At 71.3% G+C, this 18,806-nt stretch carries 18 protein-coding genes; 11 read left to right on the top strand and 7 right to left on the bottom strand.

The genetic code is table 11. The features are described 5' to 3' along the window. Window positions 1-18 precede the first annotated feature (18 nt). Window positions 19-822: a mycofactocin-coupled SDR family oxidoreductase gene (locus tag FB558_RS19495; protein ID WP_142055503.1), complete on the bottom strand. Its 804-nt coding sequence runs from the start codon at window positions 820-822 to the stop codon at window positions 19-21. An 11-nt stretch (window positions 823-833) separates the two neighbouring features. Next, a complete protein-coding gene (locus FB558_RS19490) occupies window positions 834-1,820 on the bottom strand; it encodes an alpha/beta hydrolase (protein WP_142055501.1) in 987 nt (328 codons plus the stop codon). A 383-nt stretch (window positions 1,821-2,203) separates the two neighbouring features. Here FB558_RS19490 and FB558_RS19485 point away from each other — a divergent pair, with 383 nt between their 5' ends. The 4 genes from FB558_RS19485 to FB558_RS19470 are packed head-to-tail and all read left to right on the top strand — an operon-like array spanning window position 2,204 to window position 5,229. Beyond that, window positions 2,204-3,025 (top strand): SDR family oxidoreductase, encoded by an 822-nt coding sequence (locus FB558_RS19485; protein ID WP_142055499.1) that lies wholly within the window; start codon window positions 2,204-2,206, stop codon window positions 3,023-3,025. Then, entirely contained in the window at window positions 3,022-3,552 is a 531-nt protein-coding gene (locus tag FB558_RS19480) for a DoxX family protein (protein ID WP_142055496.1), read from the top strand. The genes FB558_RS19485 and FB558_RS19480 overlap by 4 nt, the downstream gene beginning before the upstream one ends. Window positions 3,553-3,583: 31 nt before the next feature. Then, a complete protein-coding gene (fabG, locus tag FB558_RS19475) occupies window positions 3,584-4,345 on the top strand; it encodes a 3-oxoacyl-ACP reductase FabG (protein ID WP_142055494.1) in 762 nt (253 codons plus the stop codon). 8 nt (window positions 4,346-4,353) lie between these two features. After that, a complete protein-coding gene (locus FB558_RS19470; RefSeq protein WP_142055492.1) occupies window positions 4,354-5,229 on the top strand; it encodes a crotonase/enoyl-CoA hydratase family protein in 876 nt (291 codons plus the stop codon). Window positions 5,230-5,295: 66 nt separating this feature from the next. Here FB558_RS19470 and FB558_RS19465 read toward each other — a convergent pair whose 3' ends face one another. Genes FB558_RS19465 through FB558_RS19455 form a run of 3 tightly spaced genes read right to left on the bottom strand, consistent with a single transcriptional unit; the run spans window position 5,296 to window position 7,625 of the window. Then, window positions 5,296-6,090, bottom strand: a complete 795-nt coding sequence (locus tag FB558_RS19465) for an SDR family NAD(P)-dependent oxidoreductase (RefSeq protein WP_142055490.1) — start codon at window positions 6,088-6,090, stop codon at window positions 5,296-5,298. A 3-nt stretch (window positions 6,091-6,093) separates the two neighbouring features. Beyond that, on the bottom strand, window positions 6,094-6,840 hold the full coding sequence (locus FB558_RS19460; RefSeq protein ID WP_170231413.1) for an enoyl-CoA hydratase/isomerase family protein: 747 nt from the start codon (window positions 6,838-6,840) through the stop codon (window positions 6,094-6,096). Between the two features lie 20 nt (window positions 6,841-6,860). Continuing rightward, window positions 6,861-7,625: an enoyl-CoA hydratase gene (locus FB558_RS19455; RefSeq protein WP_142055486.1), complete on the bottom strand. Its 765-nt coding sequence runs from the start codon at window positions 7,623-7,625 to the stop codon at window positions 6,861-6,863. Window positions 7,626-7,747: 122 nt separating this feature from the next. On the opposite strand from FB558_RS19455, the gene FB558_RS19450 reads away from it, so the two are divergent. Both FB558_RS19450 and FB558_RS19445 read left to right on the top strand, forming a co-directional pair. Then, entirely contained in the window at window positions 7,748-8,521 is a 774-nt protein-coding gene (locus tag FB558_RS19450; RefSeq protein WP_142055484.1) for an enoyl-CoA hydratase/isomerase family protein, read from the top strand. Between the two features lie 58 nt (window positions 8,522-8,579). Next, the gene (locus tag FB558_RS19445; protein ID WP_142055482.1) at window positions 8,580-9,596 is read left to right on the top strand and encodes an LLM class flavin-dependent oxidoreductase; all 1,017 of its coding nucleotides are present in this window, start codon (window positions 8,580-8,582) and stop codon (window positions 9,594-9,596) included. Between the two features lie 73 nt (window positions 9,597-9,669). On the opposite strand, the gene FB558_RS19440 is transcribed toward FB558_RS19445, so the two are convergent. Further along, the gene (locus FB558_RS19440; protein ID WP_170231412.1) at window positions 9,670-11,226 is read right to left on the bottom strand and encodes an ABC transporter substrate-binding protein; all 1,557 of its coding nucleotides are present in this window, start codon (window positions 11,224-11,226) and stop codon (window positions 9,670-9,672) included. Window positions 11,227-11,273: 47 nt separating this feature from the next. Continuing rightward, the gene (locus FB558_RS19435; protein WP_246106612.1) at window positions 11,274-12,509 is read right to left on the bottom strand and encodes an acyl-CoA dehydrogenase family protein; all 1,236 of its coding nucleotides are present in this window, start codon (window positions 12,507-12,509) and stop codon (window positions 11,274-11,276) included. Window positions 12,510-12,655: 146 nt separating this feature from the next. Here FB558_RS19435 and FB558_RS19430 point away from each other — a divergent pair, with 146 nt between their 5' ends. The 5 genes from FB558_RS19430 to FB558_RS19410 all read left to right on the top strand — a co-directional run bounded on the left by FB558_RS19430 (window position 12,656) and on the right by FB558_RS19410 (window position 18,796). Further along, on the top strand, window positions 12,656-13,813 hold the full coding sequence (locus tag FB558_RS19430; protein WP_142055478.1) for an acyl-CoA dehydrogenase family protein: 1,158 nt from the start codon (window positions 12,656-12,658) through the stop codon (window positions 13,811-13,813). A gap of 19 nt (window positions 13,814-13,832) precedes the next feature. After that, window positions 13,833-14,591, top strand: coding sequence for an SDR family NAD(P)-dependent oxidoreductase (locus tag FB558_RS19425; protein WP_142055476.1), 759 nt, complete (start codon window positions 13,833-13,835; stop codon window positions 14,589-14,591). Window positions 14,592-14,598: 7 nt separating this feature from the next. After that, entirely contained in the window at window positions 14,599-15,531 is a 933-nt protein-coding gene (locus tag FB558_RS19420; RefSeq protein ID WP_142055474.1) for an acyl-CoA thioesterase, read from the top strand. 108 nt (window positions 15,532-15,639) lie between these two features. Beyond that, window positions 15,640-17,118, top strand: coding sequence for a FadR/GntR family transcriptional regulator (locus tag FB558_RS19415; RefSeq protein WP_142055472.1), 1,479 nt, complete (start codon window positions 15,640-15,642; stop codon window positions 17,116-17,118). A 49-nt stretch (window positions 17,119-17,167) separates the two neighbouring features. Next, window positions 17,168-18,796, top strand: coding sequence for a thiamine pyrophosphate-binding protein (locus tag FB558_RS19410; protein ID WP_142055470.1), 1,629 nt, complete (start codon window positions 17,168-17,170; stop codon window positions 18,794-18,796). Window positions 18,797-18,806 lie beyond the last annotated feature (10 nt).

Below are 18,806 nucleotides of genomic sequence, written 5' to 3'. Positions count from 1 at the left end.
GACCGACCCCACCCACCGTCACCGGATCGTCACCCCCGCGTCCACCTTCATCTGGGTCCCGGTGACGTAGCGGGACTCGTCCGACACGAGATACAGCACGGCGTTGCTGACATCGACCGGCTCGACCATCTCGACGGGCATGGCGTTCTGGTAGATCGCCCCCAGACCGGCGTGCGGACCGGCGAGCAGCTCGTGCAGGCCGGGCGCCCGGATCCCGGTGGGCACGCCCGTCGGGTGCACGGTGTTGACCCGGATCGACTTCTCGGCGAGCTCGTTGGCGAGCGCGAGGCTCAATCCGACGACGCCGTGCTTCGCGGCCGTGTACGGGGTGGTCAACGGATTGCCCTTGATCCCGGCCGCCGAGCTGATGTTCACCAGACTCCCGCCGCCGCGGGCGATCAGGTGCGGGATCGCGGCGACGCACGTGTTCCAGGTGCCGATCAGATTGACGTCCACGACCGTTCGCCAGTCCGCGACGCTGGTGGTGTCCCATGTACCGACGGTGAGGACGCCGGCGTTGGCCACCGCAGCATCCAACCCGCCGAGCTCCCCTGCGGCCTCCCCGACCACCGCGCACAACTCCTCGGCGTCGCGTACGTCGACCGTCCGCGCGAGCACCCGGCGACCGAGAGCCTCGACGGCTTTCGCCGTCTCGGCCAGGTCGTCCTCGCCGCTCATCGGATACGCGATCCCCTCGACCGGTGCGCAGACGTCGACGATCAGCAGGTCCGCGCCCTCCGAGGCGAGCCGCAGCGCGTGACTGCGCCCCATGCCCCGGCCTGCACCCGTGATCAGCACGATCTTGCCCTCGAGCCGCCCCATCTCCACCCCTCTCAGTTCGCCGCGACCGGGGCCGCGGCACGCGCCGTGACCCTCGGCACCCACGCCGCGATGTGGTCCCAGAGCACGACCCGGTTTCCCGCGAAGTTGTGGCAGTGCGCGGAGCCTGCGACGAGGTGCAGCGTCACGTCCTGCGAGGCGCGATAGCCGGCGAGCTCGGCGTACGGATCGGGCGAGACGTCCAGCACCGCGCCGAGCGCCACGAACACGGGGACATCCACCACCGCGGCGTATCGCTGCACGTAACCGGGTGTCGTGACCTCCGACGCCGCCAGCACCGGCACGCGTGACTCCGCGGCATCGTCGGCGGCGATGACGTCGTCCGGCACGTCAGGGGCGTGGAACAGCTGCCGCAGGCGCTGCCGCGGCACGATCGTTGAGACGGCGTCGGGCGCCGTGCCGGTGCGCTCGCGGAACGCGGCGAGGCTCTGAGTGATCCGGGCGTGGAGGTCCTCGGCATCGATGGCGGCCTCGTGCACGTTGGAGATTTGGACCCCGTAGCCCAGTAACACCACGGCGTCGTACGGCCGTTCCTGGGCCTGCATCATCGTCGTCAGGCATGCGCCCATGGAGTGGCCGACCCCGACCAGCGGGAGGTCGAGCGAGGGAAGCCCGGGCACCAGCGCGCCCGCCCGCATCCTCGCCCGCAGTTGCACGGCGACCGCGGCATCACCCGCGGCGAGGAGCGGCAACCCCACATCGCCGGATCGCTCCGGGTCACTGCTTCCGCCGACGCCCAGATGATCGAGCGCGACCACGATGTATCCCTGCCCGGCAAGGTGCTCGGCGAAGCTGTAGCCACGACGCCCCGGAACCTCCAGGTGCCAGTACCGCTTGTCGTAGGTGCCGCCTGCGAGGCACAGCAGCACGGCGGTCGCCGCACTCGGGTCCTCGGGCAGGAACAGCCACGCCGCCTGCGTCAGCGCCTCCCCCGTACCGACTTCGGCGGAGACATCGAACGTCAAGGTGTGCTGCGCCATGCTTCTCCTCAAACCTGCCACTCTTCAGTACACCCGAGCCGACGAGTGGCTCTCGTCGGAACCTACCCACGAACAGGCCAGAAGGCAGATCGCATATGTCCGTGACCTCACCCACCTTCAGTATCCTCAATATTGGTTCCGCACGCTAGGCTGTGCAGGCTTATGTGCGAGTTGGAGGCGGGCGACGGTGATACGCAGCACGGCGGAGTCCCGCGCTGGACAGCCGGTGCTCTCCCGCGGTGCGCGGGCACCTACTTGGCTGAGGAGCCTGATCTCATCCCGGCCATTGGCGTCGGCGCCGCGCGCACCTCACGACGACCCGAGCGCTCGCGCATACGTCCGTCTCCTCGCCGAGCTCACTGACCGACCACCGGAGGGACTCCATGACGCATCGACTCCAAGGCCGCACGATCGTCATGTCGGGAGGGAGCCGGGGTATCGGGCTGGCCATCCTCGTCGCCGCCGCACGCCAGGGCGCGAACGCCGTGCTCCTGGCGAAGACCGACCAGCCCGACCCGCGGCTGCCGGGAACCGTCCACACCGCCGTCGAGGAGATCGAGGCCGCCGGCGGCAAAGCGGTCGCGGTCGTCGGCGACGTGCGGAAGGAGGAGGACGTCGAGCGGGCCGTCGCCACAGCCGTCGAGACGTTCGGTGGCGTGGATGTCTGCGTGAACAACGCCAGCGCGATCAACGTCTCCGGCACCGAGGAACTGCCGGTCAAGCGATTCGACCTGATGCAGCAGATCAACGCTCGAGGCACCTACGTACTGACCCGTGCATGCCTCCCGCATCTGCGCAAGTCGGACCAGGCTCATGTCCTGACGCTCTCGCCGCCGCTGAACCTCGCGCCGCACTGGCTGGGACGCCACCCCGGCTACACGCTGTCGAAGTACGGCATGACGCTGCTGACCCTGGGCTGGGCCGCGGAGTACTCGGAAGCGAGTGTCGCGGCGAACTGCCTGTGGCCGCGGACGACGATCGCGACCGCCGCGGTGATCAACCTGTTCGGAGACAAGGCCGGAAGTTCGCGCAGCCCGGAGATCATGGCCGACGCTGCCGTGGAAATCCTCGCGAAACCGTCGGCGGAGCAGACCGGTCGGACCCTGATCGACGAGGACGTGCTCCGGGCATCGGGGGTCACCGACTTCTCCCGGTACGGCGGCGGCGAGGCACCCGACCTCGACATCTATGTGGACCCGTCATGACCGGCGGCGACGTGGCGCGGCTGCTCCTGCGGGCTGTCATCGGCGGCACGATGATCGCCCACGGCGTGCGGCACGGCCGGACGCTGGACGGGACGGCCGGGTGGTTCGGGTCGATCGGGTTTCGACAGCCGCGCATGCAGGCAGCGGCGAGTGCTGCGATCGAGGTCGGAGCCGGGGCGGCGCTGCTCGCCGGGGTGGCGACGCCCCTGGCGGCGTCCGCGGTGGTGGGGACGATGGGGGTCGCGGCGCGATCGGTGCACCTGCCCAACGGGTTCTTCGTGATGAACGAGGGGTACGAGTTCGTGCTCAACCTCGGCGCCGCGTCGGTGGCACTGGCTGCGCTCGGGCCCGGCAGGTTCAGTGTGGACCGGGTGCTGGGACTGGACGAGCGTCTCACCGGTACGCAGCGCGCCGCCCTCGCCGTCGGCGTGGGGTTGGGTGCGGCGACGGTGCAGCTCGCGGCATTCTGGCGACGCCCGCAGCCGAAGCCGGTCGAGACGGCGGTCGGATCCGGGACAGCGGCGTAGGACGCGGCGTAGAACGAGGAAGAGGGACAGTATGAATGTAGGACAGAGCCGGGTCGCGATCGTGACCGGAGCCGCACGGGGGATCGGCGCAGCGACCGCCCGCCGGCTCGCGTCCGACGGATTGGCCGTCGGCGTGCTGGACCTGGACGAGGCCGGGGCGAAAGGCACAGCGGAGGCGATCGCGGCCGACGGAGGTCGCGCGGCGGGGATGGCGGTGGACGTGGCCGACCCCGATGCCGTGCAGTCCGCCGTCGACGGGGTGGCCGCGGAGCTCGGTGCGCCTACCGTGCTGGTGAACAACGCGGGCGTCACCCGGGACAACATGCTGTTCAAGATGACTGAGGTCGATTGGGACACGGTCATGGGTGTGCACCTGCGTGGTGCGTTCCTGATGTCGCGGGCCACGCAGAAGCACATGGTCGAGGCGAAGTTCGGACGGATCGTGAACCTGTCGTCGACCTCCGCGCTGGGCAACCGCGGGCAGCTGAACTACTCCACCGCCAAGGCGGGCCTGCAGGGCTTCACCAAGACCCTCGCCATCGAACTGGGCAAGTTCGGCGTCACGGCGAACGCGATCGCACCGGGGTTCATCGAGACGGAGATGACCAAGGCGACGGCGGAGCGGATGGGCGTGCCGTTCGCCGACTTTGTCGCGGGTGCGGCCGCGACGATCCCGGTGGGACGGGTCGGCCAGCCCGACGACGTCGCGCACCTGGTGTCTTTCCTGGTCAGCGAGGGCGCCGGGTTCGTCTCCGGCCAGGTCGTATACCTCGCGGGCGGGCCGAAGGCATGAGCGGAGAGATGATCGACGACACGACCGGCGGCTACGAGCAGATCCGCTACGAGGTCGCCGAGCAGGTCCTGACCATCACGCTGAACCGGCCGGAGCGGCTCAACGCGTTCACCCGGCAGATGGCCGAGGAACTGATCGATGCGTTCGACCGCGCCGACTCCGACGACGAGGTGCGGGCCGTCGTGCTGACCGGTGCCGGCCGTGGTTACTGCGCCGGTGCCGACCTGCGGTCCGGAGGCGCCACGTTCGACTACGCCGAGGGCGCCGCGCACCGCGACCACGGCGGCCAGGTGTCGCTGCGGATCTTCGAGTCGACGAAGCCGGTGATCGTCGCGTTCAACGGGCCCGCTGTCGGCATCGGCGTCACGATGACCCTGCCCGCCGACGTGCGGCTGGCATCCACCGAGGCGCGCTTCGGGCTGGTGTTCGCGCGGCGCGGGATCGTGATGGAGGCGGCGTCGAGCTGGTTCCTGCCCCGCCTGGTCGGGATCAGCCGGGCCCTGGAGTGGGCGAACACCGGGCGGATCTTCGACGCCGACGAGGCACTGGCCGGCGGGTTGGTCCGGTCGGTGCATCCGCCGGAGGAGCTGCTGCCCGCCGCGTACGCGATCGCGCGCGAGATCGCCGAGAACACCGCGCCGGTGTCCGTCGCCCTGAACCGGCAGATGCTGTGGCGGATGCTCGGCGCCGACCACCCGATGACGGCCCACGTTCTCGACTCCCGCGCCGTGCAGTCGCGCGGCACGTCGGAGGACGCGAAGGAGGGCGTCACGAGTTTCCTGGAGAAGCGCCCGGCGCGCTTCCCCGACAGGGTGTCCGCGGACATGCCCGACTTCTACCCGTGGTGGCCGGCCATGCCTTTCCGACCGCTCAACCCGGGATAAGCGGGGCGAAGATCCGAAGCCTCGGGTGGCCATGGCTGTCGCAACAACCATGGCCACCCGAACCGGTCAGTCCTGTGTGTTCTTGTGATGCAGGTAGGTGAGGTAACCGACGGGGATCGGGCTGCCTCCGTTGACAGGGATCACGGTGCCCGTCACCCATCTCGACTCGTCGGACGCGAGGTAGACGCACATCGGGCCCACGTCGTCGGGCGTGCCCAGGCGCTGCAATGGCACGGTCGCCACCTGGCGCGCGCGCCGTGACGGGGTCATCCGTTCCTCGCTGCCCTCCGTCACCACCACCCCGGGAGCGACCCCGTTCACGCGGATGTCGAGGTGGCCCCACTCGGCGGCCATCGTCCGGGTCAGGTTGTCCAGCCCTGCCTTCGCCGCCCCGTACTGGCCCGTCATCGGGTTCGGGTACGACCCGCTGCGCGACGAGATGTTGATGATCGAGCCACCTTCTGGCATCGCCCGCGCGGCGGACTGGGCGGCGAAGAACGTCCACTTGAGGTTCAGGTCGACGACCGCGTCCCACTGCGCCTCGGTGAGGTCCAGCAGCGGGCCGACGTCGCCGGGCCGGGCGCTGCCTGCGTTGTTCACGAAGGTGTGCAGGCCACCGAACTCCGCGACGGCCCGGTCGATCAGCGCGTCGACCTGGTAGGGGCGGGTGATGTCGGTCGGGACCGCGATCGCGCGCGCCCCGAGTGCCCGCACCTGCTCGACGGTCTCCTGCAACGGCTCCGGGGTGCGTCCTGCGACCACGACGCACGCGCCTGCGCGGGCCATCGCACGCGCGATGCCGCGGCCGATGCCGCTACCGCCACCGGTGACGACGACGGCTCGGCCGGTCAGGTCGAACATGTCTCAGCTCCTCGCCAGCATCCGGTCCGCGAAGGCGCGGAACCGCTCCGAGCCGATCAGCCCGCCCTGGATGCTCGCGGCGAATTCGAACTGCTCGGGGACAGGCCAGCTCGCCGACCGGTCCAGCGCCGCGTAGTGGCCGAGCACGTCTCGCGGCACGCGGGCGAGCGCCTCGGCACGGGCCAGCGCCGCGTCGAGCGCGGGGCCGTCGGCCGGATCGGCCAGTCCGAGCCGCACGCACTCGCCGGGCCCCAGCCGGTCCTGCGATGCCAGCAGGCTCCACAGCAGGCCCGGCCGGATCCGGTGCAGCAAGGCCACCCCGCCGGTGCCGGCGACCAGGCCGGCGCGCGCCCACCCCTGCTGCACCCAGCCACCCGGGCCGACGAACCGCGTGTCGCAGGCGAGCGCGAGGTCGAGGCCGAGACCGACCGCGGGACCGTCCACCGCGGCGATGGTCGGAACCGGGCAGTCGCGCAGAGCGCGGACCACGGCCTGGAACCTGCCGTAGACCGTCTCCCGGATCTCGTCGGCCGACATCGTGCGCGTGACCTCGACGATCGTCGGCAGGTCCCCGCCCGCGCAGAAGGCACCCTCCCCGGTGAGCACGACCACGCTCCCAGGGCGCTCCCCTGCCTCGCGCACCGCCTGCGCCAGCGCCTCGGCCTCGTCGGGCCCGAGCGCGTTGCGCTTCGCGGTCCACCCCATGGTCACCACGGTCGCGGCGCCGCGGTCGTCCACCCGAACACCCACCGGCATCATCTCCTGATTCGTCACTTTCTCGTCGTCCGCGCCGCGAACCGCCGCGCTACCTCGGCCACATCCGTTCGCCAGCGCAGCTTCGCCCCGGCCTCCAGCGCGAGGGCGTGGGCGAGCGTGGCGCCCTCGCCGTCCGCGAGCAGGTCGAGCGTGGTGTCGACTGCAGCCGGCGACGCCGCGAGGATCCCGTCGACGATCTCCTGCGCCCGTCCCATCAGCCGCTCGTGTGCCACCACCTCGTTGACCAGGCCGGCCCGCAGCGCCTGCTCGGCGTCGATGGGCTCGCCGGTCAGCATCATCTGGCGGGCCAGCCGCACGCCGACGGCGCGCGGCAGCAGCGCGCTCATCCCCCAGCCGGCCAGCAGGCCGACCGCGGCGTGGGTGTCGGCGAAGCGCGCGTTCTGCGAGGCGATGAGGAAGTCGCAGGACAGTGCCAGCTCGAGTGCGCCGGTGTAGCACAGGCCGTTGATCACGCCGACGACCGGCGTGCGCATCGCCCGCAGCACCTCCGAGGGGTCCGTGCGGGCGCCGCGCGGCGAGCCGCTGCCGTTCCCGAGCGACTCCTTGAGATCGATGCCCGCGGAGAACGCCGGGTCGGTGCCGGTGAGCACGACCAGCCGGGTCTCCGGGTCGGCGTCCGCCGCCCGCAACGCGGCGATCAGTCCCCGCCGCATCGCGATCGTCAGGGCGTTGCGCGCCTGCGGGCGGTCCAGGGTCAGCCATGCCACCCCGTCGACCCAGCTCGAACCGAGCCCGTCGACGCCGCGATCGTCGATCATGCGATGCCGATCGCGGTTCGGCACGCGGACAGCAGCACGGCGTCGCTCATGCAATTCGTTGTACTCTACTCGCGCGCTGGCGGGAAGAGTCCGGCGTCGAGCCGACCACACCGGAGTGAGCGATGGACCTGCAGACCGTCCTGTACGAGGTCGACGACCACGTCGCGACGATCACCCTGAACCGGCCGGAAGCCATGAACAGCTTCAACCAACTGATGTGCGATGAGTTCGCTGAGATCTGGCGGACCGTTCGCAACGACGACGACGTGCACGTGATGGTGCTGCGCGCCGCGGGCGACCGGGCGTTCAGCACCGGGGCCGACGTCAAGCAAGGCGTCTTCCGGCACGAGAACCCGTTCTCCGACCGCGACCCGGGCGAGTTGCTGTGCCCGAAGGTCAACCACGTGTGGAAGCCGCTGGTCTGCGCTGTGCAGGGTATGGCTGCCGCCGGGGCCTTCTACTGGATCAACGAGTCGGACATCCTGATCTGCTCGGAAGAGGCCACGTTCTTCGATCCACACGTCAGCTACGGGCTGACCGCCGCGCTCGAGCCGATCGGCCTGTCGCATCGGATCCCCCTCGGCGAGGCACTGCGCATCGCGTTGCTCGGTCTGGACGAGCGGATGTCTGCGGAGCGGGCACTCCAGATCGGCCTGGTCACTGAGGTCGTGGCGCGTGACGAGCTGTGGAAGCGCGCCGACGAGCTCGCGCGCATCATCGCGGCCAAGCCGCCGCTGGCAGTCCAGGGAACCGTCCGCGCCATCTGGGAGTCGCTCGACAAGACCCGCACGCAGGCGATGCAGACGGGGATGAACTACATCCTGCTCGGGAGTCCGCTGGGCTCCAAGGCGGTCGACCGTGCCGCCGTCACGCGCCCGAAGTGGACACTGCGGTAGCGCGCCGTTCGAACACCCGAGCCAGAGAAGATAGTACTTTTTAGAAGGGGGTACACCGATGCGGTTCGGGATGCCGTGGCCCGGTGCTGACGTCGCCCGCGAGGCCGAGCAGGTCGGCGTCGGGGCGTTCTGCACGGGGGATTTCGTCGACCACGACGCGTACACGACGCTGGCCGAGATCGTGGCGAGCACCGAGCGCGCCCTGGTCGGGCCGGCGATCGCGTACGCGTTCGCCCGCACGCCCTACGCCCACGCCACGGCCATGCGCCAGCTGCACGCCACGGCGCCCGGCCGACTGTTCCTCGGCCTCGGCTCCGCCGCGTACCGCATCAACCGCGACTGGTTCGGCGTGCCCGCCGACCGCCCGGTAGACCGGATCGCGGAGACCGTGGACGTCGTGCGGGCCTGGCTGCACGCCGAGAACGGCGAGAAGATCCGCTACTCGGGGGAGTTCTACGCGATCGACGCCGACGTCCGCGCCCCCGTCCTCGGCAGGCTCGAGATCCCGGTGCTCCTCGCGGCGTTCAACAAGCGCATGGCGGCCACCGCCGGCCGCGTCGCGGACGGCATGATCGGGCACGGCCTGTTCACCCGGTCCTGGTGGAACGACGTCGTGCGGCCGGCCGTCGAGAAGGGGATGGCGTCGGGCGAGCGCACCGACCGGCCTCTCGAACAGGGCTGGATCATCACCGCCGTCAACGACACCGAGCCCGAGCGCGCGATCGCCGACGCCCGGCGCATGATCGCCTTCTACCTCACGGTGAAGACCTACGACCCGTTCGTCACCCACCACGGCTGGGAGGGCCCGGTCGAACAGCTCCGCGGCGCCTTCAGACAGGGCGACACCGACGCCATGGCCGCCGCGGTCACCGACGAGATACTCACCGAGATCGCCGTCTGCGGCACGACGTCCGAGGCGAAGGAGCAGCTCGCCCGCCGCACCGACGCCCTCCCCCACGACGTCGGCTACTTCGCCCCACCGAGCTTCCTCGTGGGCCGCAAGCGCCGCGCGGCCTATGCCCGCGCCAGCCTGGGCCTGCTCGACGGCCCGGTACCGGGGACGCCTGCGCGCTGAGCGTGGTCCTCGCAGAGTCCGTGGACTCTGCGAGGACCAGACCGAGCGCGCAGACCGCTCGGGGCCGTCCTCGTCAGCCGGTGCGGCCCACCCCGCGCAGGTCGAGGATCCCGGCGAAGTGGGAGATACCCATGGTGTCCGCCCCCACGACGTCGTCCTGTGCGGCGACGTGCGTGCGGCGCCCGCAGATCCAGACGTTCATCGCCTCCTCGACCGCCACGCTGGACGCCCGCTCCAACGACGCGGTGACGGTGGTGTCATCCGAGGCCGGCGAGGCCGCCGCCGCCAGCGCCTCGTCGAACGCGGGCGGCCGGGGGCCGGGGTAGCGGCTCGCCGCCTGGAACGTGTTCCGCAGGGTGATCACCGGGGACGCCGAGGTCGGCGAGACGATCGTGTAGGCGTCGAACCCGCCCTTCCCCCAGGTCTCGAAGATCGTCGGCGCGGTCTGGGTCACGATCTCCACCGTGATGCCGACCTCAACGAGCTGCGCCTGCATCGCCGTCGCCAGCTGGTCGAAGGGCCGGTTGCCGGAGCCCACGAGCATCGTCATCGTGAAGCCGCCCGGAACGCCGGCCTGCGCCAGCAGCTGCCTGGCCCGCTCCGGGTCGTGGGTGTAGGCGACCGGCGGGTCGGTGAGGTGGCCCGGATAGATCTCCGGGAGCGGCTGCCCGATCGCGTCGCACCGGCCCTGCAGCAGGCTCTGGACGAGCGCCTCGCGGTCGATCGCGTAGTTCAGCGCCTGCCGGACCTCGGCCTTGTCGATGTTCGGCCGGTTCGTGTTCAGCCGGACGTTGATCGTCGCGGCTGCCGGGTAGGCGTGCACGACGACGCCGTCCATCCGCGTGACCTGCTCGTACATCCCCTCGGCTGCGTTGGCGATGTCGATCTGCCCGGACGACAGGGAGCTGAGGCGGGCGTTGGGGTCAGGCATGAAGCTCATCTCGATCCGGGCGGCCTTCTGCGCCTCCGGATCCCAGTAGCCCTCACGGCGCACGAACGTCGCCGTCTGGCCCAGCTGGAGCTCCTCCAGCTGGTATGGGCCCGACCCCACCGGACGCACGTCGAGATCGGGATTGCGCAGCGCCGCAGGACTGACGATGCTCGCCTCGGTTCCGGCCAGCACCGCAGGCAGTGCCGCCGCCGACTCCGTCGCGGTGATCCGCACCGTCCTCGGGTCGACGACCTCGACGGACCCGATAACGGCGAGAGCCGACGTGACCGTCGACTCCGGCGACGTGAGCGCCCGGTCCAGGCTCGCCTTGACTGCGTCCGCGTCGAGCGCCGTGCCGTCGCTGAAGGACACCCCGTCGCGTAGCGAGAAGGTCATCGACCGGCGGTCGGCCGCGAGCTCCCACGACATCGCCAGCATCGGCCGGACCTCGAGGTCGGGACCCATCTGGGTGAGCCGGTCGTACACCAGCGAGGAGTACGGGTGCTGGGCGATGGCGGACGCCGTCGTGTGCGGGTCCATCGACGGCGGCGGGGTGTCGAGGGCGGCGCGCAGCGTGGCGGAACGGTCGACCTGCCCCACAGCTCCAGTACCCCCGTCGGACGAGCCGCAGGCCGTCAGCACGCCCGCCACCACCAGGCCGACGACGACCGCGACTCCTTGCCTGCACCGTGACGCCATGCACCACTCCTCCATCGGTAGGTCCGCGGCGATCCGTCCCGCCGGGCTCAGCGCGGTTCGCGGGGCAGGCCCAGCCCGCGTTCGGCCACCTGGTTGCGCAGCACCTCGTTCGCCCCGCCCGCGATCGTGTAGGCGCGGGAGTAGAGATGCGCGTCCTGCCACCAGCCGTTCGCCGCGACCGACGGGTCGCCCTCCGTCAGGGCTCCGTCGGTGCCCTGCAGGGCGACGCCGTACGCGGCGAGGTCGTGGTTGACCTCGCTGAAGAAGATCTTCCCGAGCGGCGCGTCGGCAGGCTGCTCGGTGTGGTGGAGCATGCGCGACTGCGCGAGGTTGACCATCGCGGCGTTGACGTGCGCCCGCGTGGCGAGCTCCCCGATCGACTGCCGCGTGGCGGAGTCCTCGAGCGCAGGCCTGCCCCGCACAGTCGAGTTCTCAGCGAGTCCCAGCAGGTCGTCGAGCACGGCGAACATCTCGACACCCTGTGCGGCCACCCCGGAACGCTCGTGCCCGAGGCTGCTCATGGCCACGCGCCAGCCGTTGTCCACCTCCCCGATCACGTTGGCGGCCGGGATCCGGACGGCGTCGAAGAACACCTCGTTGAAGTCGGTGGTCCCGGTGATCTCGCGCAACGGCCGGACTTCGACGCCCGGGGTGCGCATGTCGAGGGCGAACGCGGTGATGCCCTTGTGCTTGGGCGCGTCGGGGTTCGTGCGCGCGAGCAGGTAGCCCATGTCGGCGTGCTGGCCGTTGGTGGTCCACACCTTCTGACCGGCGACGACGAACACCGCGTCGTCTCCCTCACCCTCGCGGCGCGCCCTGGTCTGCAACGCCGCGAGGTCGCTGCCCGCACCCGGCTCGCTGAACAGCTGGCACCACACGTCCTCGCAGGCGCGGATGCGGGGCAGGAACCGGACCCGCTGCTCCTCGGTGCCGAACTCGATCAACGCCGCCGACGCCAGCGCGGCCGCTCCGATGGGTTGCCACGTGCGGGCCCGGGTGATCTCCTCGACGACGATGAACGGCTCGAGCGGGTGTGCGTCGGGCCGGCCGCCGTACTCCGCGGGCCAGTTGATGCCGAGGAGGCCCGCCTCGTACAGCTTGGCGGTCCAGGCCCGGATCGCCGGCATGAGCTCGGGCTCCGGTGCCCGGACCCCGGCGTGCGTCTTCCTCTCGGGCGCATGCTCGGCGACGAACGCCCGCACCTTCTTGCGGAACGCCTCGAGCTCCGGCGTGGACTCCAGCCGCATCGCTATCCGCTCCTCGTCGTCGGGCGTCACCGTCATGGACGATGGGGCTACTCTAACCACCACGCCAGCAGTACTGCGAGACTCGATATCGGCCGAGACTCGACCATTGACCTAAAAGAGGATACTTTCTTTGCGTTGGGCGCCACTGCGGCGTCGTCGTGCGATCACTCGGGTGGTGACTGGTGGACTTCGAGCTCAGCGACGAGCAGGCGATGCTGCGGGCGGCGTCTCGCGACCTGCTCTCCGACCACTCCCCGGTCGACGTCGTGCGGGCGCAGATGGAGCGAGCCGCGAACGACGCCGAGGACGTCGACCCGGTGCTCTGGCGGCTGGCGGGCGAGCTCGGATGGCCCGGACTCGCCGTGGTCGAGGAGCACGGCGGCACGGGCCAGGGCCTGATCGAGCTCGCACTCGTCGCCGAGGAGGTCGGCCGCGCAGCCGCACGGGTGCCGCTGCTCCCGACCGCGCTCGTGGGACGCGCCGTGGCCCGCGGTGGACCGGCGCAGCTGCAGGCCGAGGTGCTGCCCGCGCTCGCCGCGGGTTCGGCGTGGGCGAGCTGGGCAGTCGCCGAGCCACGTTCGCCATGGGCCCTCGACGGCGTGCACGCCACTGCCCGCGTCGACGGCGACGCCACCGTCCTGCACGGCGTCAAGACCCTCGTTCAGGACGCGGGCGGAGCCCGCTGGCTACTGGTCACCGCGCTGCGCGACGGTGCGCCCGAGTCGTTCCTCGTCGATCGTGAGGCCCCCGGCGTCAGCGTCCGGCGCCAACAGGTTCTCGACCTGACCCGCGCATTCTACGAGGTCCGTCTCGACGGCGTCCGCGTACCCCGGGAGCGACACCTCAGCGGCGGCGCAACCGACGTGCAACGGCTCCTCGACGATGCGTCGGTGCTGCGCTCGGCCGAGGCGCTCGGCGTGATGGACCGGATGCTCGAGCTCACCGTCGAGTACATGAAGGTCCGCGTCCAGTTCGGCCGGCCGCTCGGCACCTTCCAGGCCGTGAAACAGAAGTGCGCCACGATGGCGATGCTCGTCCACGGCACCCGGGCCGCCACCTACTACGCGGCGATGGCCACCGACGCCGGCACCACCGACGCCGCCCGCGCCGCCTGCGTCGCCGCCTCCTACTCCGGCGCCGCGACGGGAGACGTGGCAGGGGACTCGCTGCAGCTGCACGGCGGCATCGGGTTCACCTGGGAGCACGACCTGCACCTGTACCTGCGCCGGGCGAAGGTCGATGGCGTGCTGTACGGCGACGCCGCCGTGCACCGCGACCGGCTCTGCGGGCTCGTCAGCGCCGGCGCTCGGCATGCACGCCAGACACCCGCATCGGTCTGATTTCACGAAGGGAACCGGAATGGAGATCAAGGGCAAGAAGGTGGCCGTGTTCGGCGGCGCGTCGGGCATGGGCCGCGCCAGCGCCCAGCTGCTCGCCGCCCGCGGCGCGGACGTCGCGGTGCTCGACCGTCCCGGTTCCGCGGGCGAGGAGGTCGCCACCGCGTTCGGCGGGAGCTTCCACCCGGTGGACGTCACCGACTTCGCCGCCGCGGAGGAGGCGCTCGCCGCGGCCGTCGAGGCCCTCGGCGGGTTGCACGTCACCGTCACGACGGCAGGCGGCGGCGTCGCCAAGCGCACCCTCTCCAAGGAGGGGCCGCACGACCTGGAGACCTTCCGCCGGGTGCTCGACCTCAACGCGGTCGCCACGTTCAACATCAGCCGGCTCGCCGCCTCGCACATGAGCAAGAACGAGCCGGAGGACGACGAGCGCGGCGTCATCGTCAACACCGCCTCGATCGCCGCCTTCGAGGGCCAGATCGGCCAGGTCGCCTACACCGCCGCCAAGGCCGCCATCGCGGGCATGAGCCTGACGATGGCCCGCGACCTCGGCTCACTCGGCATCCGGGTGCTCGCGATCGCGCCCAGCCTCTTCGAGACCGGCGCCGTGCAGAAGGTCCCGGACGAGATGAAGGCCACGCTGGTGAAGGACGCCGCGTTCCCCAGGCGCATGGGCCGTCCCGAGGAGTACGCCAAGCTCGTGCTCGCCATCGTCGACAACCCGATGCTCAACGGGCAGTGCCTGCGCCTCGACGCCGGTCAGCGCTTCGCCCCCAAGTAGCCCCGGGATGAGCACGGCGGAGGTGTCCGGAGTGGAGCCGCACACGGGCGGCGCCACCACCCCGGACTCCGCACCCACCCTGCGGATGACGCGGATGCTCGATCTCGAGCAACTCGAGGTCGAGCTGTTCCGCGGGTTCGGCGTCGAGCGGTCGCCGATGCGGGTGTTCGGCGGTGTGGTGGCGGCCCAGTCGCTCGTCGCCGCCGGGCGCACCGTGCCTGCCGGCCGACTCGTCCACTCGCTGCACGCCTACTTCCTGCGCCCCGGCGATCCGTCCGTGCCGATCGTGTACCGGGTCGATCCGATCCGGGACGGCGGCAGCTTCACCACGCGCCGGGTGACCGCCCAGCAGCACGGCGAGGCGATCTTCACCCTGTCCGCGTCGTTCCACACCCCCGAGGACGGGTTCACCCACCAGCTGCCCCGCCTCGACGCACCGTCGCCGGAGGACCTTCCGGTCACCCCCGGATCGATGGACGACGCCGACGAGCTGAGCCGGCGCTGGTACAGCACCCTCCCCGAGCGTCATCCCTTCGAGTTCCGCTTCGACGGCGAGCTCCCCCGGCTGGCCACCGGGAGGGGCGAGCGGGTGGCGCCCCGCCAGCGGTTCTGGCTGCGCTCCCGCGAGCCGTTGCCGGACGACCCGCTCCTGCACCGCTGCGCGGCGACCTACGCCTCGGACATGCTGCTGCTGTCCTCCTCGCTCGGCCTGCACGGCACGACCCTCGATTCCCGCGATCTGCAGTTCGCGAGCCTCGACCACGCCGTGTGGTTCCACGGCCCGTTCCGTGCGGACGAGTGGCTCTACTACGACCAGGAGGGAACCTGGGCCGGCGGCGGTCGCGCACTGTGCAGAGGCCGGATGTTCAATCGTGCAGGCGCCCTCGTCGTCAGCGTGGTCCAGGAAGGGCTGATCCGGCAAAGACCGCGAGTAGAGTGACCCCAACCGGGTTCCGTGCTGCTCTCTTCGCACGTCGCGCACGCCGGCGATCGACCTGCGGGCTAGACTGAGGACCCGCTACGCCCCATCCTGAGGAGCTTCCCGCCCATGGCGACCGCCGTCGACCTCGAGCCTGCCGAGAGCGAGCCGGAGTCGGATGCTCCGACGGGCAAGCTGGCCTCGCAAGTCGCCCACCGCATCGAGGCGGAAGTGATGCGTCGCGGCTGGCCGGTGGGCCAGTCTCTGGGCTCCGAGCTCGACCTGCGTGAGCGCTTCGGCGTCAGCCGATCCGTGCTCCGCGAGGCCGTGCGCCTCGTCGAGCACCACCAGGTCGCCCGCATGCGCCGCGGGCCGAACGGGGGGCTCTTCGTCTGCGCCCCGGACGCGGGACCGGCCACCCGGGCGATGGTCATCTACCTCGAGTACGTCGGCACGAGCGTCGCCGACCTGCTGCACGCCCGGCTGCTGCTCGAACCCATCGCCGCAGGTCTCGCCGCCGAACTCATCACCGAGGACGGCATCGCCACGCTGCGCGCCACGCTCGAGGCCGAGGTCACCCGCCAGGACGAGGCGGGCGTCTGGTCGCAGGACCCGCTGCATCCCGCGCTCGGCAAGCTGTCGGGCAATCCGGTGCTGCACCTGTTCATCGACGTGCTCACCCGCCTCACCGCCCGATACGCCCACACCTCGCGCCGCATCTCGAAGGCCGAGATACTGGCCGCCAAGGAGACCTCGCACCGGGCGCACCGGGCGATCGTCGACGCCGTCACCGCCGGCGACGGTGCCCGCGCCCAGACCAGCCTCGCCGAGCACCTCGAGTCCACCGGAAAGTGGATCGAGGCGCACCGGGTGCGCCGAGCCTCCCGCGTCACCGGACGCGTCATCGAGCCCGAGCTGGCCGAGGCGCCGCGCGCGAAGCTCGCCGAGGTCGTCGCCGCCCGCATCCACGACGAGATCACCGCACGGGGCTGGCAGGTCGGGTCGGTGCTGGGATCGGAAGGCGATCTGCTGGCCCGCTACGGAATCAGCCGGGCAGTGCTGCGCGAGGCCGTCCGACTGCTGGAGTACCACTCCGTCGCGCGGATGCGGCGGGGTCCCGGCGGCGGCCTGGTCGTCGCGGAGCCGGAGGCGCAGGCCAGCATCGACACGATGGCCCTGTTCCTCGAGCACCAACACGTCACCGCGGAGGACCTGCGCATCGTCCGCGACGCCATCGAGCTCGGCACCGTCGCCCGGGTGATCACCCGGCACACCGAGGGCGACGCGGAGGTGGCCGAGCGCCTCGACACCGCTGTGCGCTGGGCCACCGAGGGCCCGGCCGAGGATCCGCGCAAGGCCGACCTGTTCCACACCGAGCTCGCGCAGCTCGCGGGCAACCCGGTGCTGTCGCTGTTCCTCCGCATCATCACCGAGCTGTTCCGGCGGCACGCCGCCGGGCAGGACCGCCAGCTCCCGGGCAACGAGGCGGCCGCGGAGGTCCAGCACGTCCACCAGCGCATCCTCACCGCGATCCTCGACGGGGATGCCGGTGTGGCGCGCCACCGGATGCGGCGGCACCTGGACGCCCTGACGCCCTGGTGGCACTAGGGTCCCGCACCCCTCGCCGCATTCGGCTTTAGAGGGTACTTTTTTAGCCATGGCCGAGCACGACCGGGTAAGGGTCTACGAGGCGTTCGCCGCCGCGCTGCTCGAGCACGGGGTCGACACCGTGTTCGGGCTCATGGGCGACGCGAACATGCTCTACGCCGGCGACTACCAGGACCGTGGTGGGCGCTTCGTGCGCGTCGTGCACGAGGGCAGCGCCGTGGGGATGGCGGACAGCTGGTCCCGGATGACCGGCCGGGTCGGGGTGGCGTCGGTGACGCACGGGCCCGCGGTCTCCAACACCCTCACCTCGCTCGTGGAGGCCGTGCGGAGCCGCAGCCACGTGCTGCTCGTCACCGGGGACACCCCGCGGGAGCCGACCCACTTCCAGCGGCTCGACCTGGCGGCCGTCGCCACCACGGCGGGCGCCGGGTACGAGAAGGTGCACAAGCCGGAGAGCCTGGTGCGGGACCTGAACCGGGCGATGCAGCGCGTGCTCGCCGAGGACCGGCCGGTCCTGCTCGACCTCGCGATCGGCATGCTGCGCCAGGACGCGGGACAGCAGCCACCGGTGGCCCGTGCCGTACCGCGCGCACGAGGCGTGCCCTCAGAGGAGCAGCTCGGCGGCGCCATCGGCCTGATCGCCGCAGCCAAGCGACCCGTGGTGCTGGCCGGACGCGGTGCGGTCGCGTCCGGGGCGCGGGACGAGCTGGTCGCGCTGTCCGGACGGATCGCCGCGCCGCTGGCCACCTCGCTGCTGGCCAAGGACCTCTTCCGCGGCCACCCGAGCGACATCGGGATCTGCGGCAACCTCTCGCACAGCGTCGCGAGCAGGGCGATCACCGAGGCCGACTGCATCATCGCCTTCGGGGCGAGCCTCAACGCCCACACCTCGTTCCACGGCGAGATCATGGCGGGCACGAAGGTCGTCCAGGTCGACGCCGACCCGGGAGCCTTCGACTGGTACACGCGCGTCGACGAGGCCGTCGCCGGCGACGCGAAGGCGGTGGCCGCGGCGATCAACGAGGCACTCGACGCCGTCGAGCACCGGCCCGCAACGGGCTGGCTGCGCGGAATCCAGCAGGAAGCCGCGTCGCACCGGCCGTCCGACGACTTCCAGGACCGCTCCGCCGCCGACACCGTCGACGTCCGCACCGCGATGATCCGTCTCGACGAGGTTCTTCCCGACACGCGCGTGGTGGTCAGCGACATCGGGCGCTTCGTCGTCGGGGTGTGGCCCTACCTGCGGGTGGCCGACGCCCGCGACTTCACGTCGATGGGCGCGTTCGGCTCCATCGGGCTGGGCCTGGCCGGCGCCATCGGCGCGGCCGTCGCCCGGCCCGGCGACCTCACCGTCGCGGTCGTCGGCGACGGCGGATTCATGATGAGCATGGCCGAGTTCACCACCGCCGTCCGGGAGCGGCTGCCGCTGCTCGTCGTCGTCCTCGACGACGGGGCCTACGGCGCGGAGCACTACAAGCTGGTCCACTTCGGAATGGACGCCGGCTACTCGCTGAACGACTGGCCGGAGCTGGTCCCGATGGCCGAGGCGATGGGCGCGCGCGGGATGACGGTGCGCAAGCCTGCCGAGCTCGATGCCCTGACCGAGATCGTCGCCGACCTGGACGGGCCGTTCCTCGTCGACGTCAAGCTCGACCCGAACGTGAACGTGCTCGCCTGAGCCTGGAGGG

Source organism: Pseudonocardia kunmingensis (assembly GCF_006716445.1).
GTDB lineage: Bacteria > Actinomycetota > Actinomycetes > Mycobacteriales > Pseudonocardiaceae > Pseudonocardia > Pseudonocardia kunmingensis.
This window is presented reverse-complemented; position numbering and strand designations above follow the sequence as displayed.